This window comes from Aquabacter sp. (assembly GCF_965279295.1).
Lineage (GTDB): Bacteria > Pseudomonadota > Alphaproteobacteria > Rhizobiales > Xanthobacteraceae > Aquabacter.
This window is the reverse complement of sequence record NZ_CBDIHQ010000017.1, coordinates 558,530-585,306: the sequence shown is the minus strand read 5'-3', so window position 1 is coordinate 585,306 and position 26,777 is coordinate 558,530. Positions and strand designations below refer to the sequence as shown.

General features: G+C 65.7%; 25 protein-coding genes. 14 read left to right on the top strand and 11 right to left on the bottom strand.

The window, feature by feature from the left end; translation table 11 throughout:
* Positions 1-5 precede the first annotated feature (5 nt).
* A complete protein-coding gene (gene queE, locus ADADO0_RS17285; RefSeq protein ID WP_511306426.1) occupies positions 6-638 on the bottom strand; it encodes a 7-carboxy-7-deazaguanine synthase in 633 nt (210 codons plus the stop codon).
* Positions 639-903: 265 nt separating this feature from the next.
* Here queE and ADADO0_RS17280 point away from each other — a divergent pair, with 265 nt between their 5' ends.
* Entirely contained in the window at positions 904-1,854 is a 951-nt protein-coding gene (locus tag ADADO0_RS17280) for a ring-cleaving dioxygenase (RefSeq protein ID WP_511306425.1), read from the top strand.
* 51 nt (positions 1,855-1,905) lie between these two features.
* Here ADADO0_RS17280 and chpT read toward each other — a convergent pair whose 3' ends face one another.
* Positions 1,906-2,574 carry a histidine phosphotransferase ChpT gene (gene chpT / locus ADADO0_RS17275; protein WP_511306424.1) on the bottom strand — a complete coding sequence of 223 codons (669 nt, stop codon included), beginning with the start codon at positions 2,572-2,574 and terminating at the stop codon, positions 1,906-1,908.
* A gap of 209 nt (positions 2,575-2,783) precedes the next feature.
* Here chpT and ADADO0_RS17270 point away from each other — a divergent pair, with 209 nt between their 5' ends.
* On the top strand, positions 2,784-3,380 hold the full coding sequence (locus tag ADADO0_RS17270) for a DUF1134 domain-containing protein (RefSeq protein WP_511306423.1): 597 nt from the start codon (positions 2,784-2,786) through the stop codon (positions 3,378-3,380).
* Between the two features lie 97 nt (positions 3,381-3,477).
* Positions 3,478-4,740, top strand: a complete 1,263-nt coding sequence (locus ADADO0_RS17265; protein WP_511306422.1) for a hypothetical protein — start codon at positions 3,478-3,480, stop codon at positions 4,738-4,740.
* A gap of 62 nt (positions 4,741-4,802) precedes the next feature.
* Here the strand turns inward: ADADO0_RS17265 and ADADO0_RS17260 are convergent, their stop codons facing one another.
* Together ADADO0_RS17260 and ADADO0_RS17255 are read right to left on the bottom strand one after the other, a co-directional pair.
* Positions 4,803-5,816, bottom strand: coding sequence for a zinc-binding alcohol dehydrogenase family protein (locus tag ADADO0_RS17260; protein WP_511306421.1), 1,014 nt, complete (start codon positions 5,814-5,816; stop codon positions 4,803-4,805).
* Positions 5,817-5,920: 104 nt separating this feature from the next.
* Positions 5,921-6,628: an alpha/beta hydrolase gene (locus ADADO0_RS17255; protein ID WP_511306420.1), complete on the bottom strand. Its 708-nt coding sequence runs from the start codon at positions 6,626-6,628 to the stop codon at positions 5,921-5,923.
* Positions 6,629-6,775: 147 nt separating this feature from the next.
* Here ADADO0_RS17255 and ADADO0_RS17250 point away from each other — a divergent pair, with 147 nt between their 5' ends.
* The 3 genes from ADADO0_RS17250 (at position 6,776) to ADADO0_RS17240 (ending at position 10,702) form a co-directional block, all read left to right on the top strand.
* Positions 6,776-7,162: a winged helix-turn-helix transcriptional regulator gene (locus ADADO0_RS17250; RefSeq protein WP_511306419.1), complete on the top strand. Its 387-nt coding sequence runs from the start codon at positions 6,776-6,778 to the stop codon at positions 7,160-7,162.
* Positions 7,163-7,304: 142 nt separating this feature from the next.
* Positions 7,305-8,993 (top strand): NAD+ synthase, encoded by a 1,689-nt coding sequence (locus ADADO0_RS17245; RefSeq protein WP_511306418.1) that lies wholly within the window; start codon positions 7,305-7,307, stop codon positions 8,991-8,993.
* Entirely contained in the window at positions 8,990-10,702 is a 1,713-nt protein-coding gene (locus tag ADADO0_RS17240) for a formate--tetrahydrofolate ligase (protein WP_511306417.1), read from the top strand. The genes ADADO0_RS17245 and ADADO0_RS17240 overlap by 4 nt, the downstream gene beginning before the upstream one ends.
* A 62-nt stretch (positions 10,703-10,764) precedes the next feature.
* On the opposite strand, the gene ADADO0_RS17235 is transcribed toward ADADO0_RS17240, so the two are convergent.
* From ADADO0_RS17235 to ADADO0_RS17225, 3 genes are all read right to left on the bottom strand, one after another.
* Complete coding sequence (locus ADADO0_RS17235) at positions 10,765-11,328, bottom strand: RloB domain-containing protein (protein WP_511306416.1); 564 nt, start codon at positions 11,326-11,328, stop codon at positions 10,765-10,767.
* A complete protein-coding gene (locus ADADO0_RS17230; protein ID WP_511306415.1) occupies positions 11,325-12,554 on the bottom strand; it encodes an AAA family ATPase in 1,230 nt (409 codons plus the stop codon). Before ADADO0_RS17230 ends, ADADO0_RS17235 begins: the two co-directional genes overlap by 4 nt.
* Positions 12,555-12,742: 188 nt before the next feature.
* Positions 12,743-14,026 carry an MFS transporter gene (locus ADADO0_RS17225; RefSeq protein WP_511306414.1) on the bottom strand — a complete coding sequence of 428 codons (1,284 nt, stop codon included), beginning with the start codon at positions 14,024-14,026 and terminating at the stop codon, positions 12,743-12,745.
* Between the two features lie 69 nt (positions 14,027-14,095).
* On the opposite strand from ADADO0_RS17225, the gene ADADO0_RS17220 reads away from it, so the two are divergent.
* The 6 genes from ADADO0_RS17220 to ADADO0_RS17195 all read left to right on the top strand — a co-directional run bounded on the left by ADADO0_RS17220 (position 14,096) and on the right by ADADO0_RS17195 (position 19,840).
* Positions 14,096-14,722: a TetR/AcrR family transcriptional regulator gene (locus ADADO0_RS17220; RefSeq protein WP_511306413.1), complete on the top strand. Its 627-nt coding sequence runs from the start codon at positions 14,096-14,098 to the stop codon at positions 14,720-14,722.
* A gap of 78 nt (positions 14,723-14,800) precedes the next feature.
* Entirely contained in the window at positions 14,801-15,970 is a 1,170-nt protein-coding gene (locus ADADO0_RS17215) for an acetyl-CoA acetyltransferase (protein WP_511306412.1), read from the top strand.
* A gap of 237 nt (positions 15,971-16,207) precedes the next feature.
* Complete coding sequence (ffh, locus tag ADADO0_RS17210) at positions 16,208-17,758, top strand: signal recognition particle protein (RefSeq protein WP_511306411.1); 1,551 nt, start codon at positions 16,208-16,210, stop codon at positions 17,756-17,758.
* Positions 17,759-17,864: 106 nt separating this feature from the next.
* A complete protein-coding gene (rpsP, locus tag ADADO0_RS17205; protein WP_511306410.1) occupies positions 17,865-18,248 on the top strand; it encodes a 30S ribosomal protein S16 in 384 nt (127 codons plus the stop codon).
* A gap of 70 nt (positions 18,249-18,318) precedes the next feature.
* A complete protein-coding gene (rimM, locus tag ADADO0_RS17200; protein ID WP_511306409.1) occupies positions 18,319-18,849 on the top strand; it encodes a ribosome maturation factor RimM in 531 nt (176 codons plus the stop codon).
* Positions 18,850-18,991: 142 nt separating this feature from the next.
* Positions 18,992-19,840, top strand: coding sequence for a hypothetical protein (locus tag ADADO0_RS17195; RefSeq protein ID WP_511306408.1), 849 nt, complete (start codon positions 18,992-18,994; stop codon positions 19,838-19,840).
* A gap of 7 nt (positions 19,841-19,847) precedes the next feature.
* Here the strand turns inward: ADADO0_RS17195 and ADADO0_RS17190 are convergent, their stop codons facing one another.
* The 4 genes from ADADO0_RS17190 to ADADO0_RS17175 all read right to left on the bottom strand — a co-directional run bounded on the left by ADADO0_RS17190 (position 19,848) and on the right by ADADO0_RS17175 (position 25,093).
* Positions 19,848-20,930: a hypothetical protein gene (locus tag ADADO0_RS17190; RefSeq protein ID WP_511306407.1), complete on the bottom strand. Its 1,083-nt coding sequence runs from the start codon at positions 20,928-20,930 to the stop codon at positions 19,848-19,850.
* 106 nt (positions 20,931-21,036) lie between these two features.
* Positions 21,037-21,780: a TerC family protein gene (locus tag ADADO0_RS17185; RefSeq protein ID WP_511306406.1), complete on the bottom strand. Its 744-nt coding sequence runs from the start codon at positions 21,778-21,780 to the stop codon at positions 21,037-21,039.
* Positions 21,781-21,790: 10 nt separating this feature from the next.
* Positions 21,791-22,759 (bottom strand): lipid kinase, encoded by a 969-nt coding sequence (locus ADADO0_RS17180; RefSeq protein WP_511306405.1) that lies wholly within the window; start codon positions 22,757-22,759, stop codon positions 21,791-21,793.
* A 1,302-nt stretch (positions 22,760-24,061) separates the two neighbouring features.
* Positions 24,062-25,093, bottom strand: coding sequence for a TIM44-like domain-containing protein (locus tag ADADO0_RS17175; protein ID WP_511306404.1), 1,032 nt, complete (start codon positions 25,091-25,093; stop codon positions 24,062-24,064).
* A 256-nt stretch (positions 25,094-25,349) separates the two neighbouring features.
* Between ADADO0_RS17175 and ADADO0_RS17170 the strand changes: the two genes are divergently transcribed.
* Both ADADO0_RS17170 and ADADO0_RS17165 read left to right on the top strand, forming a co-directional pair.
* On the top strand, positions 25,350-25,601 hold the full coding sequence (locus ADADO0_RS17170) for a zinc-finger domain-containing protein (RefSeq protein ID WP_511306403.1): 252 nt from the start codon (positions 25,350-25,352) through the stop codon (positions 25,599-25,601).
* Positions 25,574-26,776, top strand: coding sequence for an FAD-dependent monooxygenase (locus tag ADADO0_RS17165; RefSeq protein ID WP_511306402.1), 1,203 nt, complete (start codon positions 25,574-25,576; stop codon positions 26,774-26,776). Before ADADO0_RS17170 ends, ADADO0_RS17165 begins: the two co-directional genes overlap by 28 nt.
* Position 26,777 lies beyond the last annotated feature (1 nt).

The window sequence follows — 26,777 nt, the reverse complement described above, 5'->3', positions numbered from 1 at the left end:
TGCCCTCAAGGAATGCCGATCATCTTATGGGTCTGGAGCGACAGGCGCCATTGTGGATGGCTGAGACAATAATCCACGGCTGCGCTGGTATTTGAAATGCGCTCCGGCCCGTCCATCGGCTGAAGGAAAAAATGGGCAAAATCGAGCCCGGCAACGCTATCAGGCAGAAGCGTAGGCTGGGGATAGACAAGCTTCAGTTCCTGGCCCCTGAGAACGACCAACTCAGCCCCGGCCTTGGGGCTCACGCAGATCCAGTCGATACCCTGCGGCGGGGTCAAAGTGCCGTTGGTCTCGATCGCGATCTCGAAGCCCCGGGCATGGGCGGCCGCCACCAAGCCGTCGTCGATCTGCAACAGCGGCTCGCCGCCGGTGAAAACCACGAAGCGACGCGCTTTCGTGCCGTCCCAGGTGCGCACCAACGCATCGGCCAGCGCATCGGCATCGGCAAAGCGACCGCCGCCCTCCCCGTCCATGCCGATGAAATCTGTGTCGCAGAACTGGCAGATGGACTGCGCGCGATCGGCCTCCCGGCCGGACCAGAGATTGCAGCCGGCAAAACGGCAAAATACCGCCGCACGCCCGGCATGGGCGCCCTCCCCCTGGAGGGTCTTGAACATTTCCTTCACGGCGTAGGACATGGAAACGCCTTAGCGCGCTTTTGGCGCGGATGGAATGAGAACAACACGCAGAAATGCTTTGGCCCGGCTCGCGCCAACTCTGTGAACCTCTGTCCCATTTGCAAATTTTAAATTCCGCGAAAGCGCAGTTCCATGCACGCCTGCAATGTCGCCTTGCAAAACCACCGCTCGCACCGCCCGTATCTCCGCACTACCTGTGAGTACGAACGCCCCAGCATGTGGGGCCACGAAAGGAGCGGCCGAAAGCCGCTCCGGGAGACGAGCCATGCAGCTCACCGGAATTCATCACCTGACCGCCGTGACCGCCGACGCGGCCTATAACCATCATTTCTACACCGACACGCTGGGCATGCGCCTCGTGAAGAAGACGGTGAACCAGGACGACACCTCGGCCTACCATCTGTTCTATGCCGATGGCGAAGCCAACCCCGGCACCGACCTGACCTTCTTCGACTGGCCCGCAAGCCCGGAGCGGCGCGGCACCCGCTCGGTGGTGCGCACCGCGCTGCGGGTTCGGGACGAGGCGGCGCTGGACTATTGGGCCGCGCGCCTCAGAGAAAAGGACGTTTCGGCTGAAGCCATAGCCATACGCGACGACCGCGCCACGCTTGAATTCGAGGACGCGGAAGGCCAGCGCCTGAGCCTGGTGGCTGATGGCGGCAACGGCCCGGGCGTGCCTTGGGGACGCAGCTCGGTGCCGACGGAACATCAGATTCGCGGCCTCGGCCCCATCACCCTTTCGGTGCCCGAGCTTGCGCCCACCGACGCGGTGCTGACCACAGTCATGAGCATGCGAAAGGTCCGCGCCTATGCGGCGGCGGACGGAGTCGAGGTTGCGGTCTATGAGATGGGCGAAGGCGGACCGGCCGCCGAACTCCATGTGCGGGTCGAGCCCAATTTGGCGCCGGCCGGACAGGGCGCCGGCGCGGTGCATCATGTGGCGTTCCGCGTACCGACCTTCGGCGAATACGACGCCTGGGCGGAACTGCTGAAAAAGCACCGGATGCCGTCTTCGGGGCCGGTGGACCGCTTCTATTTCCGCAGCCTGTATTTCCGCGAGCCCAACGGCATTCTGTTCGAGTTGGCCACCGACGGACCGGGATTCGCCTCCGACGAGCCCATGGAGACACTGGGCGAAAAGCTCGCCTTGCCGCCTTTCCTTGAAGGACGCCGGCAGCAGATCGAAGCCAGGCTCAAGCCGCTCGTCACGGCCTGACGCCGTGGGATCGGTTGCTCGCCCCCGGCTGAAAGGCCGGGGGCGAGCGGCTCAGACCGGAAGAGCCGAGAGGGTAACCGTGTCGCCATCCTGCGCGAACACGATCGCCAAGCCGACTTCGCGTGCCAGCATGCCTGCGTAGAACGGCTGGATTGCGTGGGCATCGAGCCCATCCTCAAGCGCGCCACCGGCGATCAGACGGGGCAAGGCGACCGGGATGCGCGCGCTCGCGCCCGCCATGGTGAGGACGAAACCAACGGAGGGCCCGCCCGACGCTGCCGAGACCGTGATCACGCCACCGCGCGGGATCGTCGTGCCGGCGAGCAGCGTGAGGTTCAGCAGAAGCTTCACCCGATTCTTCGGCTGAAACTCGCGCGGGACTGTCCATTCGATCTTGGTGCGGGTGTCTTCCATCATGCCGCGCACCACGGCCTCGGCGTCGCCAAGGTCGATGGTGGCACCGGCCGAACCCGCCGCCCCGAAGGCGAGCCGGGTAAACTGGAGCCGGGCGGATGCCTGCCGCGCGCTCTTGGCGATGAGGTCAAGCGCCACCTCGCGCATGTCAGCGGAGTTTTCGTCTTCAAGCACTTCAAGGCCGTTGACGATGGCGCCCACCGGACTGATCACGTCGTGGCAAACCCGTGAGCAGAGGAGTGCTGCAAGGTCCAGGGCGGAGATGACGATTTGTTCGGGTGCAGGCGTCACGGGAGCTTCGGACATGGCGGTTCCGCGTGGCGGCGGGGACCGGCAGAGGCCGGCTGATCCCGCGAAATGAAAGATGCGCCTGAATATACCCCCACCCCCAAGGCCACAAGCCGGCGCACAATCGCAGGAGGCCTTGCTCGCCGCCTTTTCTGCGTCACAGTGATTCGAGAGATTGCCGTGCCGATTCGCGGCGCCCTGTCCATGACGCTCTTTGCGAGACGCCAATGACCGCCAAAGCCGCTCCGCGTTCCGCCCTCCTTGCCGCACTGGCTCTTCTCTTCACCGCACTTTCCGGCACGGCTTTCGCCCAGCAGCCGCCGCCGCCGCGCGCTCAGCCGGCGCCCTATTCCACCAACGAGTTGATGACCAAGGGCCATTCCTTCTTCGGCAGCGTCTCGAAAGGGCTGGCCTTGGCCATCGAAAAGGCCACCAGCCAATGGGGTCAGCCCAACGGCTATATCCTGGGCCAGGAAGGCGGCGGCGCATTCGTCGGCGGCCTGCGCTATGGCGAGGGCGTGCTCTACACCCGCAATGCAGGCGACCTGAAGGTGTATTGGCAGGGCCCATCGCTGGGTTGGGACTTCGGCGGCGATGGCGCCCGCACCATGGTTCTGGTCTATAACATGCGCACCGTGGACGATATTTTCCGCCGGTTCGGCGGCATCTCCGGCTCGGCCTATCTCGTCGCCGGCTTCGGCATGACCGCCCTCACCGCCGACAACATCGTCGTGGTGCCGATCCGCTCAGGCGTCGGCGTACGGCTGGGCGCCAACCTCGGCTATCTCAAGTTCACACCGAGCGCCACCTGGAACCCGTTCTGACGTTTGCCATATCTCAGCAGCCCGTCCGGGGGTGCTGGCAAGCGGGCGCCTGACATCGTATGTTCGGCGCCCCAAGCGGTGAAAGTGCAGGTTCCGCGTGATCGAACAGATCATGTTCTTCGTTCTCGGCGTCCTCGTGGCGACGCTGATGGCTCTCATGGTGCTGCCCGCCGTGTGGAATCGCGCGGTTCGGCTGACCACGCGGCGCATCGAGTCGGCGGTGCCGGTATCGATGTTCGAGATTCAGGCCTCCAAGGATCACCAGCGCGCCAGCTTCGCGCTCAACCAGCGCCGGCTTGAGCTTCAGATCGACGCGCTGCGCGAAACCGTGACCACGGACGCGCGGACGCTCGAACAACACCGGCTTAAAATCGTCGGCCTCGAACGTGACCTTGCCGCGAAGACCGCCGAACACGACGCCCTGACCGTGCGCTTTAATGCCGAGGAAACCGCGCTCAAGGAGCGCACCCAGACCCTCGCAGCGACCGCCGCCGCACTGGAGGAGACCCAATCCGGCCTCACCCAGCGGACCGCAGAGTTGACCGAGACCCGCGCCGCGCTCGAGCGCACCCGCGCCGACCTCACCGCACAGACCGCGCGGGGCGACGGCCTCGACGCGACCCTTGCAGCGCGTGAAGCTACCATCGCCATCCTCACGGCCACCATCGCTCGGCTGGAAACGGAGCTTGCGAGCGCCCGCGACGAGATCGCGACAACACGCGGGCGAATTGCCGAGCTTGAAGGAATGCTGGCGTCGGAGCAGGAAGCGCATGCCACTTTGCGTGCCCATACCGCTTCAGAACACGCCCGCCTGGAAGCTGAACTGGAAGCCCAGCGCACCCGTCTCGAAGGCGAATTGGCCGAGGAGCGGTCCGCGCTCGCCGACAGTCTTGCGACCGCCGAAACGCGGGCTGAGGCCATCACACGCCTGGAGATGGAGGTCGCAAACCTGTCCGGTTCACTTGACGCCAGCCGCGCCGACCTTGCCGCAACCCAGTCGGTGGCGCAGGCAACCGAGACGCGCCGTGCAAGCGAATTTGCCACCGCAGAGACCGAGGCACTGCGCCTGCGCGAGGAACTGGGCATGCTCCGCGCCGACCACGCGATGATGGACGGCGCACTCGCAAAGACCAGGGAAGAGCGGGCGGCTCTGGCGGCGCGCGAGGCGGACCTCGATGTGCTGCGGGAGACATTGAGCGACGTCGCCGCTCGCGTGCTTGGACGGGTAGCGGGAGAGGCTGCGCCAGAAGCGAGCGATCCGCCGCCGAACCTTGCCGAGCGCATCCGCGCGGTGCGCCAGGAACAGGGTACGGCGGCACCGGCAAAAGCGCCGGCAACCCGCCGCTCGGCGAAACGCTGACGCCAGCCCTGCCAGAGGCCAGCCCTGCCAGATGCCAAGCGCCTGACAGGGACGAGCGCGGCCTACCAGCCTTCGAGTACGATCTTGCCGATGCTCGCGCCGCCTTCCAGGGCGGCATGGGCGCGCTTCAGATTTTCCGCCGAAATGGTGCCGAAGTTCGCGCCGACCGTGGTCCGCAACAGACCCTCGTCCACGAGGCCCGCGACATCCGTGAGCAGTTGGTGCTGTGCCAGCATGTCGGGCGTCTCGAACAGCGAGCGCGTGAACATGAATTCCCACACGAACGTGCCCGCCTTCGGCTTCAGCAGAGAAAGGTCGATGGGGCCAGGATCGTCGATCGCGCAGATCACACCCTGCGGCTTCAAAGCCGTGACGATCTCGCTCCAGTGCTTGTCAGTTTGAGTGACGGCGAACACGGCGTCCACGGCGGGGATGCCGATCGCCTTCAGTTCCTCGGACAGTGGCTTGCGGTGGTCGATGACATGGTGCGCGCCCAATTCCTTCACCCATTTGGTGCTTTCGGGGCGGGAGGCGGTGCCGACGACTGTGCAGGAGGTCAGGCGCCGAGCCAATTGCGTGGCGATGGAGCCGACACCGCCCGCCGCCCCGACGATCAGCACATTGCCAGCAACGCCGCCCTTGCCAGCCGGCAGCCGCAGGCGATCGAACAGCGCCTCCCAGGCGGTGATGGAGGTGAGCGGCAGCGCCGCGGCCTCGCCGAAGGAGAGAGATTTGGGCTTGAGTGCGACGATGCGCTCGTCCACCGCGTGCAGTTCGGCATTGGTTCCGGCGCGCGGCAGGCTGCCGGCGTAATAGACCTCATCGCCGGGCTGGAATAGGGTCACGTCCGCCCCCACCTGCTCGACCACGCCGGCCGCGTCCCAGCCGAGAATGACCGGCGCCGCATCCGTCCCCTGCCGGCGCATACGCACCTTCGTGTCCACCGGATTGACGGAAATCGCCTTCACCCGCACCAGCAGGTCACGCGGGGCCAGTTCGGGCGTGGGCGCCTCGAAGTCAAACAGGGAACGCACCTCCGTGATGGGAAGCGACTGGGTGTAGCCGATGGCTTTCATTGAAAAACTCCGACAGGTCAGAAAACCCTGCCCCTCCATGTCGTAGGCAGGCGCTTATGCGCAAGACGGCACCTTTGGGTGACGTTGTATCGCAATTGATACGCTCAGCCGGGCACATGCCCCGACACATCGCCCATGAAGAAGTCCACCGCGAGCGCGACCACCGGGGGCTGATAGGCGTGGGGGCCGTTATATTCCAAATAGGTGATGTCGTAGCCTGCCTGCTTCAACAGGTAGGAATGGGCGCGCGCGCTGCGGTCGATGAGGATCTGTTCGTCTGCGATGCCGTGCGACATGAAAATGCGCGGCGCGCCCTCCTGATGCTGAACCGACATGAAGCCGGCCGATGACACGATGATGTGCGTCACGAACTGCCCGTTGGTCAGCCCGAGAGACAGAGCATAGGACCCACCGTCGGAGTGGCCGGCAAAGCAGATATGCGTGGGGTCGAGCGTGTAGTGCGCCGCCACTTCCGCCAGCGAGAGGTCCAGCCGCTCCCGGTCCGGCCCATTGCCGACGATGACGATATCCCAGGTGGGGAATTGCGACTGGGGCACCAGCAGAAGGAAGCCGCGCGCCATGGCGTGCTGCTCCATCATGGGCAGGATTTTCTCGGCGTGCCCGCCACCGCCATGAAACAGCACCATGAGCGGGGTCGGCACATCAGGGTCGATGCCTTCCGGCACCACCAGGATGGCGTCGCGCTCCGCGAACAGCCCAAGCGGATTGCGCCCCGGCACCAGAGGCGGCTTCTGCACCGGCTGTTCGGCGGGCGTGAAGGTGAGACGGCCGGCAAGGAAGGGATCGAGCATGACGCACCGGATTGGCTGACGTGCATACGGTATATCGGGGAGGCCGACCCTGGCCAAGATGCCCCGTAGAGCCATCCGGTGACGGCATGGAGTGGCGACACCGCAAGCCTTTGGCTATCTTCGGCGAAGACGGTGAGGAGTCTGAAGATGGCCAAGCGCCATGTGGGATATGGCCATGCAGGTTGCCCGGTCGAGGCGGCAATGGAGATCATCGGCGCCAAGTGGAAGGGCGGCACGATCTATCATCTGTTCTCGGGCGAAAAGCGGTTCTCCGAACTGCGCCGGCTGATGCCCAGCGTCTCACAGCGCATTCTTTCCAAGGCCTTGCGGGAGATGGAGGCAGACGGCGTGATCTTGCGCACCGTCTATCCCGCCGTGCCGCCGCAGGTGGGCTACCGGCTGACCTTTAAGGGCGAGGCGCTGCGTGGCGCCGTTCTCGCGCTGCGCGATTGGGGCAGCGATCACCTACAGGCTTCAGACCTACGCCCCATGGGCGCACACCCCGCGGAAGCACTTCCGGCGGCAGCGGAGTGAGGATGGCAGCGGCAGGCCCTTTCCCCAGGGGCGTGGTTTCCTTTAAAACTCAGGCCATGATGTTCGACGCTTTGTTCGTGAATCAACCGGCCCTCTCCCGCTCAAAGGTGATTGAGGAAATCGGCATAGGCACTTCCCGCCCATGACCGACCGCTCTTTCGCGCCCGCCGAGACGCTTCGCATCGTGGTGGCGCAGCTCAATCCTATCGTAGGCGACGTGGCGGGCAACACGGAACGGGTTCGGCGCACACGCGATGCCGCCGCCGGGCAGGACGCCGATCTCGTGGTGTTCTCCGAGCTTTTCATCTCCGGCTATCCCCCCGAGGATCTGGTGCTGCGGCCGGCTTTCCAGCGCGCCTGCCGTTCGGCCGTCGAGGCGCTGGCCGCCGAAAGCGTGAACGGCCCCGCCCTGCTGCTCGGTGCGCCGTGGGTGGACAATGGGCGCCTCTACAATGCCGTTCTGCTGTTGGAGGTGGGAACCATCGCGGCGGTCCGCTACAAGGTGGACCTGCCCAATTACGGCGTGTTCGACGAAAAGCGGGTGTTCGCATCCGGCCCCATGCCGGGGCCGATCCCGTTCCGGGGCGTGCGGCTCGGGGTGCCGGTGTGCGAGGACATCTGGGCCGGCGACGTGGCCGAGTGCCTGGCCGAGACCGGCGCCGAAATCCTGATCGTCCCCAATGCGTCGCCCTATCGCCGCACGGTTTATGATGAGCGCGCCTCCGTTGCCGTCGCCCGCGTGGTGGAGACCGACCTGCCGCTGCTCTATGTGAACGCCGTGGGCGGGCAGGACGAACTGGTGTTCGACGGCGGCTCCTTCGCGCTCAACGCCGACCGTAGCCTTGCCATGCAGTTCCCGACCTTCGTCGAACGGGTGCGCATGACGCATTGGCAACGCTTTGAAAGCGGCTGGCGCTGCATGGAGGCGCCCCTGGCCGAGCGCACCGAGGGGGATGGCGCGGACTATGCCGCCTGTATGCTCGGCCTGCGGGACTATGTGGAGAAGAACGGATTTCCCGGCGTGGTGCTGGGCCTTTCCGGCGGCATCGACAGTGCGCTGGTGGCGGCCCTGGCGGTGGACGCCTTGGGCGCGGACAAGGTCCACTGCCTCATGATGCCCTATCGCTTCACCTCGAACGATAGCCTCGTAGACGCCGCCGCCGTCGCGAAGACGCTTGGGGTACGCTACGAGACGTTGCCGATTTCGCCTGCGGTCGAAGCTCTGGAGGCCGTTCTGGCGCCTGCCTTCGATGGCGCGGAGCGCGACGTGACGGAGGAAAACCTCCAGTCTCGCGTTCGCGGCACGCTGCTCATGTCGGTATCGAACAAGTTCGGGGCGCTTGTGCTGACCACCGGCAACAAGTCCGAGATGTCCACCGGATACGCCACCCTCTATGGCGACATGAACGGCGGGTTCAATCCCATCAAGGATCTCTACAAGACCGAGGTTCTGCGGCTCGCCAGCCTGCGCAATGGCTGGAAACCCTTGGGCGCCAAGGGGCCGGACGGCGAGGTCATTCCGCAGCGGCTCATCGACAAGCCGCCCACCGCCGAATTGCGCGAGAACCAGACCGACCAGGACAGCCTGCCGCCTTATCCCGTCCTCGACGCCATCCTCGCTCGCCTCATAGAGGGCGAGGCATCGGTCGCCGAGATCGCGGCGGACGGCTTCGACCCGGCAACCATAGCCCGCGTCGAGCACCTGCTGGCGCGGGCGGAATACAAGCGCCGTCAGGCCGCGCCGGGCGTGAAGGTCACGCTGCGCAATTTCGGCCGCGACCGCCGCTACCCCATCACCAACCGTTTCAAGGATGAGGCTGAAAGCCCATGAACCAGCTGGCATCCCACCAGAATCCGGCCCGCGTGCTCGACCCCAACAGCGATGCCGCCATCGCCGGGAGCGTCACGCCTCTGCCCATCGAGGAAGTGGCGGCACGGCTCGATATCCCCGCAGCCGGCATCTTCAGGTATGGTCCCTACAAGGCCAAGCTCTCGCTCGACTATATCAAGACCCTTGAGACGCGGGCGCCGGGCAAGCTGATCCTCGTCACCGCCATCAGCCCCACGCCTGCGGGCGAGGGCAAGACCACCACCACGATCGGGCTCGGCGATGCGCTGGCGCGGATCGGCAAGAAAGCCGCCATCTGCCTGCGCGAACCCTCGCTCGGTCCGGTGTTCGGCGCCAAGGGCGGGGCGACCGGCGGCGGGCATGCGCAGATCATTCCCATGCAGGACATCAACCTGCATTTCACAGGTGATCTGCACGCGATATCGGCCGCGAACAACCTGTTGTCGGCGTTGATCGACAACCACATCTACTGGGGCAATGCGCTCGATCTGGACTCCCGCCGCATCTCCTGGCGCCGGGTCATGGACCTGAACGATCGGGCGCTGCGGCAGGTGACGGTCGGCCTCGGCGGGCCGGCGAACGGCTTCCCGCGCGAAGACGGCTTCGACATCACGGTTGCGAGCGAGGTCATGGCGATCTTCTGCCTCGCTAAGAACCTGGAAGAACTGGAGAATCGCCTCTCGCGCATGGTGATCGGACAGACCCGGGGCAAGCGCATGGTGGAGGCCGGCGCGCTGAAGGGCATCGGCTCCATGCTGGCGCTGCTGCGGGATGCCTTCCAGCCCAACATCGTCCAGACCATGGAGTACACGCCGGCGTTCGTTCACGGGGGCCCTTTTGCCAATATTGCCCATGGCTGCAATTCGGTGATTGCCACCCGCTCGGCGTTGGCCTTGGCGGATTTTGTTGTGACGGAAGCGGGGTTTGGCGCGGATCTGGGGGCGGAGAAGTTCCTCGACATCAAGTGCCGGCAGGCGGGCCTTGCCCCCTCCGCCGCCGTGGTGGTGGCGACGGTGCGCGCGCTGAAAATGCACGGCGGCGTGCCGGTGAAACAGCTCGGCACCGAGGACGTTGAGGCCGTGCGCATCGGTACTGCTAACCTGTTGCGCCATGTGGAGAATATGCGAAAATTCGGGCTGCCCGTGGTGGTGGCGCTGAACCGTTTCCTGTCCGATACCCCCGCCGAAATCGAGATGGTGCAGGCAGCCCTCGCCCCGCTCGGGGTGAGCGTGCATGTGTGCAGCCATTGGGCGGACGGCGGGGCGGGGGCGGAGGGGCTGGCGCGGGAGGTGGTGGCGCTGGCCGAACAGCCCGCCAGTTTCCGCACCCTCTATCCCGATGTCATGTCGATCAAGGACAAGATCGAGACCATTTCGAAGCAGATCTATCGCTCGTCGGGGGTGACATACACACCGATGTCGACAACCCGCATCGCCGAGATCGAGGCCGCCGGTTTCGGCCACCTGCCGGTGTGCATGGCGAAGACCCAATACTCCTTCTCCGCCGACCCGACGCTGCGGGGCGCCCCCACCGGCCATGTCATCCCGGTCCGCGAGGTTAGGTTGTCGGCTGGGGCGGGGTTCGTGGTGGCGCTGACCGGGGATGTCATGACCATGCCGGGCCTGCCCTCGGTGCCTGCGGCAGAGGGGATTTTTGTGGATGCGGATGGAGTGATCGGGGGGTTGAGTTGAGGGGGATTGACTGAAAAGTGAGCAGACGGAACTGAGTTAGCCTCAGCGCCATTGTCAATCGACTAGATGAGCCCAATGCAACGCAATAGGCATTCCAGCCCGGGTTCAACCGCAGCCGTCCGCAATACCGCAGCGCGGTCGATGCGCCTCGCAAGCTCCATGCGTGTCATTGGCTTGGTGTATTCTGGCCAATCGCGCCGCAACTCTCTGCAGGCCGTTGGAGTGTCAATCGGTCTATTGCCGGACCTACCCGGCATGTGCCTAAGGAGCACCGCTTCGAAGCAAGGGATCTGCCAGATGATTGTAATGTCATTGTCAGACGCGATACGGAGTGCCTGATTTGCTCTGTTCAGATCCCGCTCCGCCTGATCATGATCCAGCAGAGCAAATCTTTCTCGCGGAGTCGTGCGCGTTCGACGCAGAACCGATAGACGCTGTACGGCCTTGTTAATGCGTGCGAGCGGATCACCGGCACCAGGCCCGAGTTCCTCGATTATTAGATGCACCGGTAGATTTGAATCTCGAATCAAATCCTGCAGGAAACTTGCGTAGCCAACCTCAGAAGCTCCCTCGCAACCGACATAGATCGGCCGGCGCTGCGGAATGTGAGGCGGGCGGCGTCTCATCCCAGGAGCGGTACGCCGCCATAGGCGCCGCTGAGATATTTGCGATAATGGTTCTCATCACGTCGAACCTTTACATCCATAAGACTGTGAAGGTGGGTCCGGCCCTGCCTATCCTTCTCGCAGAGCACGATTTCTTCTTTAAGAAGATCATCAAGTAGCGAGGCTGAATGACAGGTCAGCCAGAGCTGCGCGTCGAGCTTATTTCTGTTTAGCGAGTCGTAGAACCAACGCACCAACTCCGGCAAAACAATGGGGTGAATAGCTGCATCCATTTCGTCAATGGCAACTAAACCACCGCTATCAAGGGCAGTCATGATGAAAGGAAACATTTTTATAAAAGCGCGCGTCCCATGACTTTCAAGCAGCCAATTCATTTCGACTTGTAAACCTAAATGCTTGAATAGGAGAACTGGGCCGTTGCCTTTATCTTCGAAGCGAACATTTTCTACACCGACGTCGATCCGGCTCAACTCACTCTTCAGTCGCGACAATACGGCGGGCTGATCTTTCAGATACCTGATCACGTCACTATCCATAAACGAGTGTACGGACCCTATCTGGAACAGCGCCTTTCGTGCGGCATGAACAAAGAGTTGAGAGGATGGATGCTGAAACTTTGCAAATGACGATAGTACTGTATGATTATTAGCGAGCGTCTTAACTAGATGGCGGAAACCAGATAGGTTAAAGGACTTAGAATCCTTCACTTCTCCCTCGGCATCGCGCTCAAAGACACGCTGCCACCTTCCTTGACCATCCGGTCTTTGCCGAAGCGCTTCACTGATTATTCGCTGCGGAACGCCCTGCTTGACCTCAATTGTCAATTCGTACCGGTAAGTACCTTGCTCAACCTTTTCTCCTGCTTCAGCGCGGCGAGCGACTTCGGGCGTAAGATTCACGACGCCGCCAAGCTCAATAGCAAGACGGATTGGGCGTTCACAAGATTCTTTGTCGTTGAAGCGCTCACAGCCGTTGAATCCGGGCTCTGCACGCTGCACGCTGTCTCTGATCATCGAAACGATGAATTCCAAAGCTCGCAGAACTGTTGTTTTGCCTGATGCGTTGGCCCCATAGAGCGCCACGACCCTCGGGGCGCGCACCGCGGCCCCCTCAAAAATCGTTGCAAAGCGCCCTTCAGGGTCGGGGACTTTGCCGTCGATCGATAGGTCGAGCACCTGTTGATCACGGATCGAGAAAAAATTTTCGATCTCTAGCCTGTAGATCATGCAGCACCTTAACACGCCAAGTTGGCATCTTTAACTGAAAATCGTCGAAATGGCAATTTCAGAGCGGACTTTCATGAGTTGGGCTGGAGATATGAAGGTGCCGCTGATCATTACGATGCCTAGAGATTCTATGACCACCCTTATCCCGGCCTTCCCCTTCGCCGTGAGGCTCCACGCGAACAAAATCCTCACGCCACCCGCACCTCCCCCCTCACCACCCCTTCCCGCCTCCCCCGCCCAATCAACAGCGACAACACCGCCGCCAGCGCCCCCGTCGCCCCGGCAATAACAAACGCCTGCAGATACGTCCCATTGGCATCGCGCATCACCCCCGCGAACACCGCCGCACTCGCTGCGCCCAACTGGTGCCCGGCGACGATCCAGCCGAAGACGATGGGGGCGTCGCGTTCGCCGAAGGATTGGGTGGCGAGTTTCAGGGTGGGGGGCACGGTGGCGATCCAGTCGAGGCCGTAGAACACCGCGAACAGGGAGAGGCCGTAGAAGGAGAAATCCGAGAACGGCAGGTAGATCAGCGAAAGCCCGCGCAGGGCGTAATAGACGAACAGCAGCTTGCGGGCGTCGTAGCGGTCGGTCAGCCAGCCCGACGCGGTGGTGCCGAACAGGTCGAAGAAGCCCATCATCGCCAGCAGGCCGGCGGCGCGCACTTCGGGGATGCCATTGTCCGAGCACAAAGCGATCATGTGCGTGCCCACCAGGCCGTTGGTGGTGAAGCCGCAGATGAAGAAGGTGGCGAACAGCAGCCAGAAATCCCGCCGCTTCACCGCCATGCCGAGCGTCTTGAAGGCGACGACGATCGGATTGCCGCGCGAGGGCGCGGGCGGCGTCGGCGCGGTGGCGCCATAGGGGAGGACGCCGATGCTCTCCGGCCGCTCGGGCACCAGCAGCCACACCAGGGGCACCAGAACCGCCGCCGCGCCGGAGACGGTCCACACCACGGCGCGCCAGCCGGCATACTCCACCAGTGCCGCGAGCGCGGGCAGGAACAGCAGGGTTCCGGTGGCGGTGGAGGCGGTGAGCAGCCCCATGACAAGGCCGCGATGGGTGGAGAACCAGCGGTTTGCCACGGTGCCGGCCAGCACGATGGCGACGCCACCACCGGCGATGCCGCCGACGATGCCCCAGGTGATGATGAGGTGCCACGCCTCGCTCATGAAGCCGCTGGTGAAGGTGGCCGCCGACATCATCGCCAGCGCGATCATCATGGTGCGGCGAATGCCGAAGGTCTGCATGGCGGCGGCGGCGAACGGACCGGCGAGGCCATAGAGGAAGATGCCCATGCCGGCGGAGAAGGAGATGATGCCCCGGCTCCAGCCGAACGCCTCCTGAAGCGGCAGCAGCAGAACACCGGGCGCGGAGGCCCGCCCGGCTGAGACCAGCAGGGCGAGGAACACCACCCCCACCACCACGAATGCGTACTTCTGGCCGAAGGGGCGCTTGATGGATATTGCCATGTGACTAACCGGTACGTATATTGGGAGCCGGAAGATACGTACCGGTCAGTAACATTGCAAGGCCAAAATATGGCGAACGCCGAAATGCCGCCGGACGCCCCGGTGGAAAAGCCCAAGCGCGCGGCGGACCGCATCCGCGAGAGCGCGCACGACCTGTTCTACGCGCAGGGCATCCGCGCCGTGGGGGTGGACGAGATCGTCACCAAGGCGGGCGTCACCAAGCCGAGCCTCTACCGCGCCTTCGCCTCCAAGGACGAACTCGCGGCGGATTTTCTGCGCGGCTATGACGCGACATTCTGGGGCCGTTTCGAGGCGGCGGCGGCGCAGGCGCCCGGTGATCCGCGCGGCCAGATCCGCGCCTTCTTCGCCCGCCAGCGCACACGCTCCGGCGCCGGCAAGGCCCGCTGGCGCGGCTGCGCCCTGACCAATGCGGCGGTGGAATATCCGGAACCAGACCACCCTGCCCGCAAGGTCGCGGAAGCGGCCAAGGCGGCGCTGCGCGCCCGGCTGCACCAGATGGCGGGCGAGATGGGCGCGCGCGACCCCGAGGCGCTGGGGGACGGCCTGCTGCTGCTCATGGAAGGCGCCTTCGTCACCGGGCAATTGTTCGGCGCCGGTGGGCCGGCGTTGGTGGCGGGCGAGATGGCGGACCGGCTGATCGCCGCCAGCCTCTTACCTGACAAAACCGCCGATTGATTTTCACCGCCGGGCGCGCTTGGGTGCGCCCGGCTCAAATATGAAAATTGGCGCGAAGGGCGCGCACAGGAGGATCACATGACCAAAGCTGCCATCGTGGGCTGGTCCCACTCCCCCTTCGGAAAGCTGGAAGACGCCGACACCGAGGCGCTGATGGGCCGGGTGTCGGGCGCCGCCATCGAGCATGCCGGCATCGAGCCGGGCCAGGTGGACGGCATCTTCGTCGGCGTGTTCAATTCCGGCTTCCAGAAGCAGGATTTCCAGGGCGCCATGCCCGCCCTCTCCGTGCCGGAGCTGGCCTATACGCCCGCGACCCGCGTCGAGAATGCCTGCGCCACCGGCTCGGCCGCGATCCATTCGGCGCTCGACTTCATCGAGAGCGGACGCGGCAAGATCGCCCTCGTGGTAGGCGCGGAAAAGATGACCGCCAAGCCTACCGCCGAGGTCGGCGACATCCTGCTGAACGCCTGCTATCGCAAGGAAGAGGCGGACATCCAGGGCGGCTTTGCCGGCGTGTTCGGCCGCATCACCCAATCCTATTTCCAGCGTTACGGCGACCGTTCCGAGGAACTGGCGCACATCGCCGCCAAGAACCACAAGAACGGCGTCTCGAACCCCTATGCGCAGATGCGCCGGGACTTCGGCTTCGACTTCTGCAACACGGTGTCGGAGAAGAACCCCTATGTCGCCGGCCCGCTGCGCCGCACCGACTGCTCGCTGGTCTCCGACGGCGCCGCCGCTTTGGTGATCGCGGCGCCGGAAGTCGCCGAAACGCTGGCGCGCGGCATCGCCTTCCGCGCCCGCACCCATGCCAACGACATCATGCCCATGTCGCGCCGCGACCCCACCACCTTCGAGGGCGCCCGGCGCGCCTGGATGAAGGCGCTGGAAATGGGCAACATCACCCTGGATGATCTCGACCTGGTGGAGACCCACGACTGCTTCACGGTCGCCGAACTGCTGGAATACGAGGCCATGGGCCTCGCCAAGCCGGGCGAAGGCTACAAGGTGGTGCGCGAAGGCATTGCCCAGAAGGGCGGCAAGCTGCCGGTGAACCCCTCGGGCGGTCTGAAGTCCAAGGGCCACCCGATCGGCGCCACCGGCGTCTCCATGCATGTGCTCTGCGCCATGCAGCTCATGGGCGAGGCCGGCGACATGCAGATCGAAGGCGCCAAGCTCGCCGGCATCTTCAATATGGGCGGCGCGGCGGTCGCCAATTATGTGAGCGTGCTCGAACGGGTGAAGTGACCGCTCCCAGCCAAGATCGCTCCTGATAACGCGAGGCAATGCGCTGCCATTGTCTCGCCCCGCTTCCAATGCTAAGAACGCCCCCTTCAAGAGGACGGCCACGCCGATCCAGCCGACCGGGACCAGATCCCGGAGGTCCCCGCCCGACAGCGCGTTGCGCCCTCGGGCGTGTTCGGCGTTGGGCGCATCCTCGCGAGACACCTTTGGCCGAAAGGCCGGAGATCACCGGGCGGACCCATGTTCGATAACCTTTCCGACCGCCTTGGCGGCATACTCGACAAGCTCAAGCGGCGCGGCGCACTCAGCGAATCCGACGTCGCCGAAGCCATGCGCGAGGTGCGCCGCGCCCTGATCGAGGCGGATGTGGCGCTCGAAGTCGTGCGCGACTTCGTCGAGAAGGTGCGCGCCCGCGCGGTGGGCGTCGAGGTGGTGAAGTCGGTCACGCCCGGCCAGTTGGTGGTCAAGATCGTCCATGACGAACTGGTCGCCATGCTGGGGTCCGACGCAGACCCCATCGACCTGAACGCCGTTGCCCCGGTGCCGATCCTGATGGTCGGCCTCCAGGGCTCGGGCAAGACCACCAGCACCGCCAAGATCGCCAAGCGCCTGACCGAGAAGGGCAAGCGCCGGGTCCTGATGGCCTCGCTCGACACCCGTCGCCCCGCCGCCATGGAGCAATTGGCGACGCTCGGCACGCAGGTCGGCGTCGCCACCCTGCCGATCGTGGCGGGCCAGAGCGCCGTGCAGATCGCCCGCCGGGCGATGGAAGCGGGCCGGTTCGGCAATTACGACGTGGTGCTGCTGGACACCGCCGGCCGCGTCACCCTGGACGAGGCCCTGATGGCCGAGGTGGCCGAGGTCAAGGCCGCCACCAACCCGCACGAAGTCCTGCTGGTGGCGGACAGCCTCACCGGCCAGGACGCGGTGAACACCGCCCGCGCATTCGATGACCGCGTCGGCCTCACCGGCATCGTCCTGACCCGCGCCGACGGCGACGGGCGCGGCGGCGCCGCCCTCTCCATGCGCGCCGTCACCGGCAAGCCCATCAAGCTGATGGGCACCGGCGAAAAGATGGACGCGCTGGAGGATTTCGACCCCAAGCGCGTCGCCGGCCGCATCCTCGGCATGGGCGACGTAGTCGCCCTGGTGGAGCGGGCGGTCGAGAACATCGACATCGAGAAGGCCAAGGCCACCGCGGAGAAGATGCGCAAGGGCGCCTTCGACCTGGAGGATTTGCGCGACCAGCTGGCCCAGATGCAGAAGCTGGGCGGCATGAGCGGGCTGATGGGCATGCTGCCCGGCGTCGGTAAGATAAAGAACCAGATCGCCTCCGCCAACATCGACGACAAGGTGTTCAAGCGCCAGACCGCGATCATCAATTCCATGACCCGCCACGAGCGGCGCAACCCGAAGGTGCTCGACGCCTCGCGCAAGCGCCGGGTCGCCGCCGGTTCCGGCACCAAGGTGGAGGAGATCAACCGCCTCCTGAAAATGCACCGCCAGATGGCCGACATGATGAAGTCCATGGGCCAGGGCGGAAAGCGCGGCCCCATGGCCGGTCTCGCCAGCATGTTCGGCATGGGCGGCGGCGGCATGCCCTCGCCCGAGGCACTGCAGCAGATGGCCGAGAAGATGCCGGGCGGCATGTCTGGCGCAGGGGGTGGCGGGCTTCCCCCCACCATGCCCGGCCTCGGCAAGGGCCTTCCCCCGACCTTCCCCGGCAACCTGCCGGGCCTTGGCGGCATGCCGCGTGGCCTACCCGGCCTCGCAGGCCCAAAGAAGAAATAGCGGCTGCCGAGCGGCCTCTGAAATTGCCGTCAGTCCCGGATCCGATGCCGGGCGGACGACATGAGACACCAAGACAAACGATCAAAGACTTGAAAGGAAGAAAACCATGTCCCTGAAGATCCGCCTCGCCCGTGGCGGCGCCAAGAAGCGCCCGTACTACCGCATCGTCGTCGCCGACGCCCGTTCGCCCCGCGACGGCCGTTTCATCGATAAGATCGGCACCTTCTCCCCGCTGCTGGCGAAGGACGCGGAAAACCGCGTTGTGCTCGACGTCGAGAAGGCGAAGGCCTGGCTCGAAAAGGGCGCCCAGCCCACCGACCGCGTCGCCCGCTTCCTCGACACCCTCGGCCTGCTGAAGCGCGATGCGCGCAGCAATCTCAAGAAGGGCGAGCCCGGCAAGAAGGCCCAGGAGCGCGTCGCCGAGCGGGCCAAGAAGGCGGAGGCCGCCGCTGCTGCTGCCGCCGCCCCGGCTGAAGCATCCGCCGAGTGAGGCTTCGCGCCTGTCATGTTTCGTCATGCCCGGGTTCGCCCGGGCATGACGCGCATCGAGACCTGTTTTCATGACTGACCGCGTCCTCATTGCCCGCATCGGCGCTCCCCACGGGGTGCGCGGCGAAGTGCGCCTGTTTGCGTTCGGCGAGGACCCGCTGGCGCTCAGGACCTATCGCCTGACGGACGCTAAAGGGCGGGAATTCCGCCTTGCCTCCCTGCGCGCGGCAAAGGACCATTTCGTCGTCCGCCTCCATGGCGTGGACGACCGCACCGCCGCCGAGGCGCTCACCAATACCGACCTGTTCGTCCCGCGCGAGGCCCTGCCCCCGGCTGATGAGGAAGAATTCTACCACGCCGACCTGATCGGCCTCTCGGTCGAGGACGCTGCCGGCGTGAAGCTCGGCACCGTCACCGCCATGTTCGATTTCGGCGCTGGCGACATCCTGGAATACATGCCGCTGGACGGCGGCAAGACCCTGCTCGTGCCGTTCACCAATGCCGCCGTGCCGGTGGTGGACCTCCCCGGCCGCCGCATCGTCGTGGAAGCTCTGGCGGAAATCGCCGGCGACGATCCCGAGGCTGCCGAACAGGCGGACTGATCCGGGCGGGTTTCTTTTTTTGCCAAGGCGCCCGCTTGAATGCTTGCGCGCAGCGGCGCGCGCGCAATGAGTGCGTGTTTTTATATTTACAACTTTAGATATCCGTAGGAGTGTACCTTGCAATCTTGGATTGGGGGGTCCTATGGCGATCAACAAAGAGACCATTCAGGTGAATACGACGCCCGGCGATCTCCCGAACTGGGTCGACGCCGTGAGGCAAAGCGCCGTTGCAAACGGCCTGCTGACCCTGAACACCACCACCAACCATCACATCTACCCCCAGAACCTGATCGTCGCCGCGCGTCGCGCGGCAATCACTGCGACCAGCGAAACCGTGCTTGAGAGCGTCGCCAAATACGCTTCCGAAACCAAGGCCGTGCCGAATGCCGGGACCGACCAGGACAAGCTGGAACGGCTCATGGAGCGGATACTCTGGGCGTTCGGCAACATCATCCCCGGCCCGCCAAATGTGAGCCGTATCGACGACCCAATGGGCGCAGGAGGCTGGGAGGCCGCCGGGCCTTTCACCGCTGCAATGGCCTTCGCAAAGAAGCTCCGGGATACGCTGGAGGCAATCGCCGCAGGTCCCGGAGCCGGGGAAGATGCAAAGAAACGGGAAAACCGGCGCTTCACCCAATGGAGAGGCTTGGTGGACCTGGTCCATCTGGAAGGGTCGGACCATAGAGCCGCCAAGCAGGATATCCTCGCCTGGGCGGATGCCTGGGGAACCCATCGAACGTTCAGGATCTATGCCCGCCTTTCGGCTGACGAAACCCGCACCTCCCGCAGGGACCACCTGACGCGAGCGGGATTTGGCGCCTGGGTCTATCCTTCCCATCGGGAGATCGGGTCCATCGGGAGCCAATTGGAAACATGGGCACAGACGATCAACGCTAGCCAGGGCGCCGACAAAGCTCTGGCAATCAACCGCATGGTGGATGCAATCAAGAATGGCCAAGCACGCAACTGGCTTACGCTCCACCCGGTGTAGAGGCGTTTCAGGCCGGGCTTCGCGACATCGCGATCCCTGACGTTCCAACGCTGCGGCGTTTCCGCCGCCGCCACAGCGGCCGCACCAGCGCGACGCAGAAGCCGTTGAATGCCGCGATCAGCCACACCAGCCAGACAGCGGCGCCGATGCCCCACCACAGGAACGAGAGCACGGCGCCGGTCAGCGCGAGCGCGCCGCGACCCGCCGCGCGCAGGATGAACAGGGTCTGCCCGCCCTTCTTCTCGGCAAGCTTGGCGAGGCGGCCGACGTCCGCGCCATTGTCCACCAGCGCCAGCCCCTCGAAGGCTGCGCGGCTACCGGCCTTGGCCTGCACCGTGCCGAGATCGCCCATCACCCGCGTCACGCGGGCGAGCCCCTGCGGGCGCACCGCGCCGCGCAACGCGGCGGCGTCCAGCGTGCCCCCGGCCCGCCGCAGCGCCGAGAGGTCGATGCTGTCGCGCACGATCCGCCCGAGATAGACGGCAAAATCGGCGGAAAGCTTGCCGGTGCGCCGCGCCGCCTTCACCAGTGACAGGCCCATGCGCGCCGGCACACCGCCTCCGAACGTGGCGTAAGTGCCGGCGGTGATGGCGAGGCCGGCAGCGGAGAGGCCCAGCACAAGCGGGTCCACCGCCTCGCCATTGGCATATTTCCATCCCTCGCGGCTGGCATCCCGCAGGTCGCCCCACACGGTGAGGTCGCCCGCCGCCGCGCCGGCAAGGCCCGGCAGGTCGTCGGGCACGCCGGTGACGAAGCCCATGCCGAACTTGCGCGCCGCGCGAAGGGCGACGGCGGTGTCGGTCTGCTCGGCCGCTACCTTCGCCCGCAGGTCCGGGGCGATCGCGAAGCCGCGCGCATCGGCCCATTCCAGCGCCGATGCGGCAAGGTCGGGATCGTCCGCCGCCAGCGCCGCCGCGATATCCCCCTGCGTCTGCGCCGGGGTGCGGGATCTCAGCACGAAATCGGCGAGGACCGCTGGATCGTCATGCCCGATCACCAGGCGCGCGCCCTGCTTGGCGGCGGGAAGCATCCAGGGCGCGAGCCCCGCAAGACAGCCCGCCAGGGCGAGGAAAGATATGATCCGGCGCATGGGACACGACACACCTGACGAATGCGGCCGATCAACGTCGGCCGCTCCATCAGATCAAGCCGCGCGGGGGACGCCAGGTTCCCCGCGCGGCCGGCTCACGCGATCCTCAGGCGTGCCCGCCTTTGCGCTTGGCGCGCCGGGCCAGCATGTTGAGCGCCTCGACACCGGCCGAGAAGGCCATGGCGGCATAGATGTAGCCCTTGGGCACATGGGCGCCGAAGCCTTCGGCGATCAGCGTCATGCCGATCATGATGAGGAAGCCCAGGGCCAGCATCACCACGGTCGGATTGTTGGCGATGAACTTCGCCAGCGGATCGGCCGCGAGCATCATCACGCTCACCGCCACCAGGACCGCGATCACCATAATGGGAATGTGCTCGGTCATGCCCACGGCGGTGATGATGCTGTCGATGGAGAACACCAGATCCAGCATGAGGATCTGCGCGATGGCGGCGGCGAAGGTGATGCTCGCCTTGCCGCTCTCGAACATGTCGCCTTCGGGGTCGTGATCCACCGTGTGGTGGATTTCCTTGGTGGCCTTCCACACCAGGAACAGGCCACCGGCGATCAGGATCATGTCGCGCCAGGAGAAGGCGTGATCGAACATCGAGAACACCGGCTGGGTGAGCCGCACGATGAACGCAACGGTGCCCAGCAGGGCAAGCCGCAAGATCAGCGCCAGGCTGATGCCGATGCGCCGGCCGCGCGAGCGCTGCGCCTCGGGAAGCTTGTTGGTGAGGATCGAGATGAAGATGAGATTGTCGATGCCGAGCACCACCTCCATGGCGATCAGCGTGATCAGGGCCACCCAGGCGGCGGGGTCGGCCGCAAGCTGCAGCAGATAGTCCATCTCTTGTTCTTCAATCCTGTCGAGAGGGAGGGGGGAGGAAACGGCGGGAGTAATGCAGGGGCCCCGGCGGGGTCTCCGGGGCATAGACGCGGATCGCCGCCGGGCGGATGGTGAAATGCGCCGGCGTCCAGGTCGTGAGTTCGCCGTCGGTGTTCACCGGCCGGGGCTTGCGGGTGCGGATGACCACTTCGGTGGTGCGGAAGGTGCGCACGTCGCTCCACCGCCCCTGCGTGCCTTCGCGCAGGCTGGGCAAGAGCAGCAGCAGCTTCCACCAATGGTCGACTTCCAGGCTGTAGAAATCGAGCGTGCCGTCGTCGGCGGTGGCGTCCTGCGACACGGTCATCCCGCCGCCGTAATGGCGCCCGTTGCCCACCGAGGCCTGGAGCGTGCGCACGGTTTCGATGGTCCCGTCATGCTCGATATAGGCGGTGAACAGGCGGGACTGGGCGAGAAGGCGCGCGGCGGTGATGCCGTAGCCCAGCTTGCCCCACTTTTTCTTGGCCTTGGCGCTCAGTTCCCGGGCGAGATCGGCGGAAAAGCCGATGCTGGCGACATTGAGGAACGCGTGGCCGTTGACCTCGCCGAGATCCACATGGTGCGGCCGGCCCTCGACGATGAGGCGCGCGGCGGCGAGCGGGTCGGTGGGGATGCCGAGCGTGCGGGCGAAATCATTGGCTGTGCCGAGCGGCAGAACGCCCAATGGAAGCGAGGTATCGAACAGGCCTTCCGCGGCACCGTTCAAGGTGCCATCGCCGCCGCCGACGATCACCAGGTCGCAATCCTTGGCACGCGCGCGGATCAGGTCGGAGAGGCCCTCGCCTTCCGGCAGCGGCTGATCCAGCAGCGTGATGCCGCCATCCTCCAGCACCTCGCGCACCATGCCGATGGGCCCGCTACCCTGGCGCGCGCGTTGGTTCACGACGAACAAAGCGCGGCGCGGGCGAACGGAAACTGAAGATGACGTCGGATGATCGGTCACGGAACCCCTCGCCGGCATAATGTCGGAGCAGTTCCGACATCGCGCGCCAGAAGAACTGGTCGCGCCAGAGGGGCCCGGATTGCTGCTCCCTAATTAGGTAGAGGCATCCGCCGCGCCCACCCCGCGCCATTGGGACGGATTGTCGCACAGGCTGGCGGACTTGGGGAGCATGACGACCATCTCGGCGCCCGCCTTCGCGCTCTTTCCCTTGCCAAGCGAAAGCGCAGCTTGAGCGCAGAGCCGGGGTCCAGCGCAAAGGTCCGGCGAAGCCGTCATCTCGCGACCAGCGTTCAGAGCCTCCGCGCTGCGTGGCAGCCCGGAGGGATTGAAGCGCCTTCGGCGGCGCCTTGCGCTGGACCCCGGCTCGGCGCTCGCGCTGCGCGCTCACTTGGCCGGGGAAAGAAACGCAACACCAACATCCCCGCCGTTTCCCCCTTCCTTTAGCTCCCTCCCCCCTTGCGGGGGAGGGCTGGGGTGGGGGGTATGGTGCCGCCAGGGCCACCCCCGCCGGACCAAGTGGAAAGATACCCCCCACCCTAGCCCTCCCCCGCAAGGGGGGAGGGGACGCCAACGGAAGGGGTCGTGCCCAACACCAACATCCCCGCCGTTTCCGGCGAGGGTGGAGGGATGCGGGAGTGGAGACGCGTCGGCAGACGCGCGTCGGGTAAAATGGGTGATATCAGGGCCTTCGCCCCTCCACTCCCACGCGGTGATTTATGGCTTCTCGCTGACGCCGAGTGGGTGATCGGTTCTCCCATTAGCACCGGACGAACCAGTCCCGGATCCATGCGTCACGCCCTTGGGCCTCCTCTAGCTAACGTTTCCGGGGACGTTAATCCCGGTCCCGTCGGACAACCGCCCCAAACACCGCACATCAGGCCGCTCCGGACGCGCCCCTCCTTGGTGCAAGGTGAAGGCAAGCTAGCACAGGTTGGAGGTAAAAGGAATATAGTCTCTAGGATTATTTTCATTCAAGCCCGCGGTCCCGCCGGACCGCCCCATCTTGCCCTGGCCAAGCGACGGCGAAGACGGAGCGCAGAGCCGGGGTCCAGCGCACGGGCCCGCCGAAGGCGCTTCAATTCATCTGCGACGCCGCGCGGCGCGGATGCAGGGCGCTGGCCGCGCCCATTGCCGGCTTCGCCGAATTTCTGCGCTGGGTCCCGGGTCTGCGCTCGCGCTGCGCGCTCAGTGGCCCAGGACAAGGCTTCTGGCAGACGGCTTGCTTCTCGGAAAAAGAAAAACCCTCTCCCGCACGCGGGAGAGGGTCGTTTTCGCATCAGGCGTCGGGCCTCAATGGCCTGCTTACACGTCCTGGATCGCCGAGAGTTTCCACTCGCCGCCACGGGGGCGGGTGAAGGTCCAGATCTCGGTGGTCTCGGTCATCTTGTCGATGCTGTCCGACGCGAGAACGCCGGTCTGGCGGTCGTGCAGGGTGTCGCGCATCTCGTAGCGCATGGCGACGGTGGCATATTCGGTGCCGCCCTCGCGCCACGCCTCGGACAGGTCGCCCTGCAAGAGCTTCACGTCGCTGACGCGATTGATGACACCGCGCGTGGCGTTCTGGCTGAGTTCTTCCGAGAGATAGGACATGACTTCCGGCGTCGTGCGCTGGCGCAGGCCGTCATAATCCTCGCGGGCGAAATTATCCTGAACTTCGCGCAGCAGCCGCTCGAACCCCTCGAAGTCCTTCTCGCCGATGCCGATCTCGTCCTTCACCCGGCGCGCGGGCGCCGGCTGGTAGGGCGTGCCGCCGACATTGCCGCCAGCGTTGCCATTTCCAAGACCGCCACCAAGACCGCCGAGCGCGCTGCGCCCGGTGGGACCAGAGCCGGAGCCACCCGGCGCGCCGCCGAACATGGACTCGCGGTTCATGCCATAGGGCGCCCCAGCCGCGGCCGGAGCCGGTGCCGACTGGCGGCGATTGGCGAAGAAACGCAGCGCCAGCATCACGACGCCGGCGATCAGGGCGGCCTGAACCAGCAGGCCGAGGAAGCCCGCCATGCCGCCAAAGCCGCCGCCGAACAGCATGCCGACCAGGCCGCCGATGGCGAGGCCGCGCAGCAGCGAACCGCCGAGGCCGCCGCCGAAAAGGCCGCCGCGCCCGGCCGTCGCGGCGTTTGCCGCCTGGGTGGGTGCCGGCGTCATGGACCGCTGGATCGGCTGCGCCGCAGATGGCGCGGTGGTGGTGGACGACGGCGCCGTATAGGTGCGCCCGCCACGGCTGCCGAAGCCGCCGCCGCTGCGCGCGTCGGCGTAATCGACCGCCGCGGCCGTGATGGCGACGCCCAGCAGGAGAGCGCCAAGGAACGCAGGGAAACGCTTGAGAATGTTCATGTCACCTTCCAGAAGCGCAGGGCTTCCTCCCAACCTGCCCTTACGGCAGTCTGAGCCAATATGGGGTGCCCGGCGGAGGATTGTAAGAGGGGTTTCGCGCCCGCCGCTGCCTTGTCGGGATAACGCGCGGTGGAACAAGCGCCCTGCGCCGCATGATTGACGCGGCATATGGCGGCATCGGGGCGCTTCCCTGCACGGCGCCGGCGCATTAGAGTGCGCCGCGATATCGCAACGCCCCACGGGAGCGACGAGGGACATGGCAGCCACAGGAATTCCTCATTTCTGCAACGACCTCGGCATCCCGGTGATCGAGGTGGGCGCGCATGAATTCATGTGCATCGGCGCCGCGCCTCCGTTCGACCATCCGCACATCTTTCTCGACATGGGCGACGACAAGGAAATCGTCTGCTCCTATTGCTCCACGCTCTATCGGCACAACCCGGCCCTGAAAGCGGCTGAGGCGCGGCCGGAGGGAAGCGTGTGGCAGGAGCGGCCGGTCGCGGCCTGACCGTGGCCGCGAACCCGATCCGAGGGGTTGCCGCGAGCGCGGTGATCGTGGGCGGCGGCATCGGCGGTCTCGCCTCTGCCGTGTCCCTGCGCCGGGCCGGGCTGCGCGTCAGCATCATCGAGCAGGCGACCGCCTTCGAGGAGGTCGGCGCCGGGCTGCAACTCAGCCCAAACGCCACGCGCGTGCTGCGCGACCTTGACCTGCTCCCTGCCCTGGAGGCCGTGGCGGTTGCGCCCGAAGCCCTGGAAATCCGCGACGGCCATTCCGGGCGGCTGATCGCCACCTGTCCCTACGGGCCGGCGGCGGCGCGGCTCGGTGCACCATTCCTGGTGGCCCATCGCGCCGACCTGCACCGCGTGCTGGTGGATGCCGCCCGCAGTCTCGGCGTCAGGTTCGAGATGGGCGCGCGCCTGGAAGGCATGGAGGCCTCCGAAGGCGCCGCTGTCGCGGTTGCCAGCCGCGATGGCGAAGCGTTGCCGATCGAGGCCGACATATTGGTGGGGGCGGACGGCGTGCGCTCGACGGTGCGCGCCCAGCTCGGTGGATCGGCGGCGCCGGTGTTCGCCAACCGGGTCGCCTATCGCGCCACGGTGCCGGGCGCCGGGGGCGGCCGACCCGCAGTCAAACTCTATCTCGGCCCGGAAGCCCATCTGGTGACGTATCCGGTGCGGGGCGGGGATACGGTCAATATCGTCGCGGTGGTGAAGGCGGATCAGCCGGTGGCGCGCTGGAGCGAGCCGGGTAGCGCCTCCACGGTGCACGCGGCCTTCGCCACCTGGGCGGACGAGGTTCGCGCCCTGCTGGCGGGGGCGGCGGAATACCGCTGCTGGGGTCTCTACGATCTCGACCCGATGCCGCGCTGGGGCGCGGGACGCGCGACGCTGCTGGGCGATGCCGCTCACGCCATGCTGCCGTTCCTCGCGCAGGGCGCGGCGCAGGCGATCGAGGATGCGGCGGCGCTCACAGCCGCGCTGGGCCAAGCCGCCACGGCGGAATTCGCGCTCCGGGCCTATGAGACCGCGCGGCGCCCGCGCACCGCGCGCATCCAGCGCGAGGCGCGCACGTCAGGCGCGATCTACCATCTCTCCGGCCCCGCGCGGATGGCCCGCGATGCCTTCATCGGCCTCACCGGCAGCCGGCTGCTGGAACGCTACGAGTGGCTCTACGGGGGCTGAG

What these genes read in the sequence shown, in the direction of transcription:
- queE (WP_511306426.1), bottom strand. Translation starts at nt 638, where the DNA reads ATGTCCTACGCCGTGAAGGAAATGTTCAAGACCCTCCAGGGGGAGGGC.
- ADADO0_RS17280 (WP_511306425.1), top strand. Translation starts at nt 904, where the DNA reads ATGCAGCTCACCGGAATTCATCACCTGACCGCCGTGACCGCCGACGCG.
- chpT (WP_511306424.1), bottom strand. Translation starts at nt 2,574, where the DNA reads ATGTCCGAAGCTCCCGTGACGCCTGCACCCGAACAAATCGTCATCTCC.
- ADADO0_RS17270 (WP_511306423.1), top strand. Translation starts at nt 2,784, where the DNA reads ATGACCGCCAAAGCCGCTCCGCGTTCCGCCCTCCTTGCCGCACTGGCT.
- ADADO0_RS17260 (WP_511306421.1), bottom strand. Translation starts at nt 5,816, where the DNA reads ATGAAAGCCATCGGCTACACCCAGTCGCTTCCCATCACGGAGGTGCGT.
- ADADO0_RS17255 (WP_511306420.1), bottom strand. Translation starts at nt 6,628, where the DNA reads ATGCTCGATCCCTTCCTTGCCGGCCGTCTCACCTTCACGCCCGCCGAA.
- ADADO0_RS17250 (WP_511306419.1), top strand. Translation starts at nt 6,776, where the DNA reads ATGGCCAAGCGCCATGTGGGATATGGCCATGCAGGTTGCCCGGTCGAG.
- ADADO0_RS17245 (WP_511306418.1), top strand. Translation starts at nt 7,305, where the DNA reads ATGACCGACCGCTCTTTCGCGCCCGCCGAGACGCTTCGCATCGTGGTG.
- ADADO0_RS17240 (WP_511306417.1), top strand. Translation starts at nt 8,990, where the DNA reads ATGAACCAGCTGGCATCCCACCAGAATCCGGCCCGCGTGCTCGACCCC.
- ADADO0_RS17235 (WP_511306416.1), bottom strand. Translation starts at nt 11,328, where the DNA reads ATGAGACGCCGCCCGCCTCACATTCCGCAGCGCCGGCCGATCTATGTC.
- ADADO0_RS17230 (WP_511306415.1), bottom strand. Translation starts at nt 12,554, where the DNA reads ATGATCTACAGGCTAGAGATCGAAAATTTTTTCTCGATCCGTGATCAA.
- ADADO0_RS17225 (WP_511306414.1), bottom strand. Translation starts at nt 14,026, where the DNA reads ATGGCAATATCCATCAAGCGCCCCTTCGGCCAGAAGTACGCATTCGTG.
- ADADO0_RS17220 (WP_511306413.1), top strand. Translation starts at nt 14,096, where the DNA reads ATGGCGAACGCCGAAATGCCGCCGGACGCCCCGGTGGAAAAGCCCAAG.
- ADADO0_RS17215 (WP_511306412.1), top strand. Translation starts at nt 14,801, where the DNA reads ATGACCAAAGCTGCCATCGTGGGCTGGTCCCACTCCCCCTTCGGAAAG.
- ffh (WP_511306411.1), top strand. Translation starts at nt 16,208, where the DNA reads ATGTTCGATAACCTTTCCGACCGCCTTGGCGGCATACTCGACAAGCTC.
- rpsP (WP_511306410.1), top strand. Translation starts at nt 17,865, where the DNA reads ATGTCCCTGAAGATCCGCCTCGCCCGTGGCGGCGCCAAGAAGCGCCCG.
- rimM (WP_511306409.1), top strand. Translation starts at nt 18,319, where the DNA reads ATGACTGACCGCGTCCTCATTGCCCGCATCGGCGCTCCCCACGGGGTG.
- ADADO0_RS17195 (WP_511306408.1), top strand. Translation starts at nt 18,992, where the DNA reads ATGGCGATCAACAAAGAGACCATTCAGGTGAATACGACGCCCGGCGAT.
- ADADO0_RS17190 (WP_511306407.1), bottom strand. Translation starts at nt 20,930, where the DNA reads ATGCGCCGGATCATATCTTTCCTCGCCCTGGCGGGCTGTCTTGCGGGG.
- ADADO0_RS17185 (WP_511306406.1), bottom strand. Translation starts at nt 21,780, where the DNA reads ATGGACTATCTGCTGCAGCTTGCGGCCGACCCCGCCGCCTGGGTGGCC.
- ADADO0_RS17175 (WP_511306404.1), bottom strand. Translation starts at nt 25,093, where the DNA reads ATGAACATTCTCAAGCGTTTCCCTGCGTTCCTTGGCGCTCTCCTGCTG.
- ADADO0_RS17170 (WP_511306403.1), top strand. Translation starts at nt 25,350, where the DNA reads ATGGCAGCCACAGGAATTCCTCATTTCTGCAACGACCTCGGCATCCCG.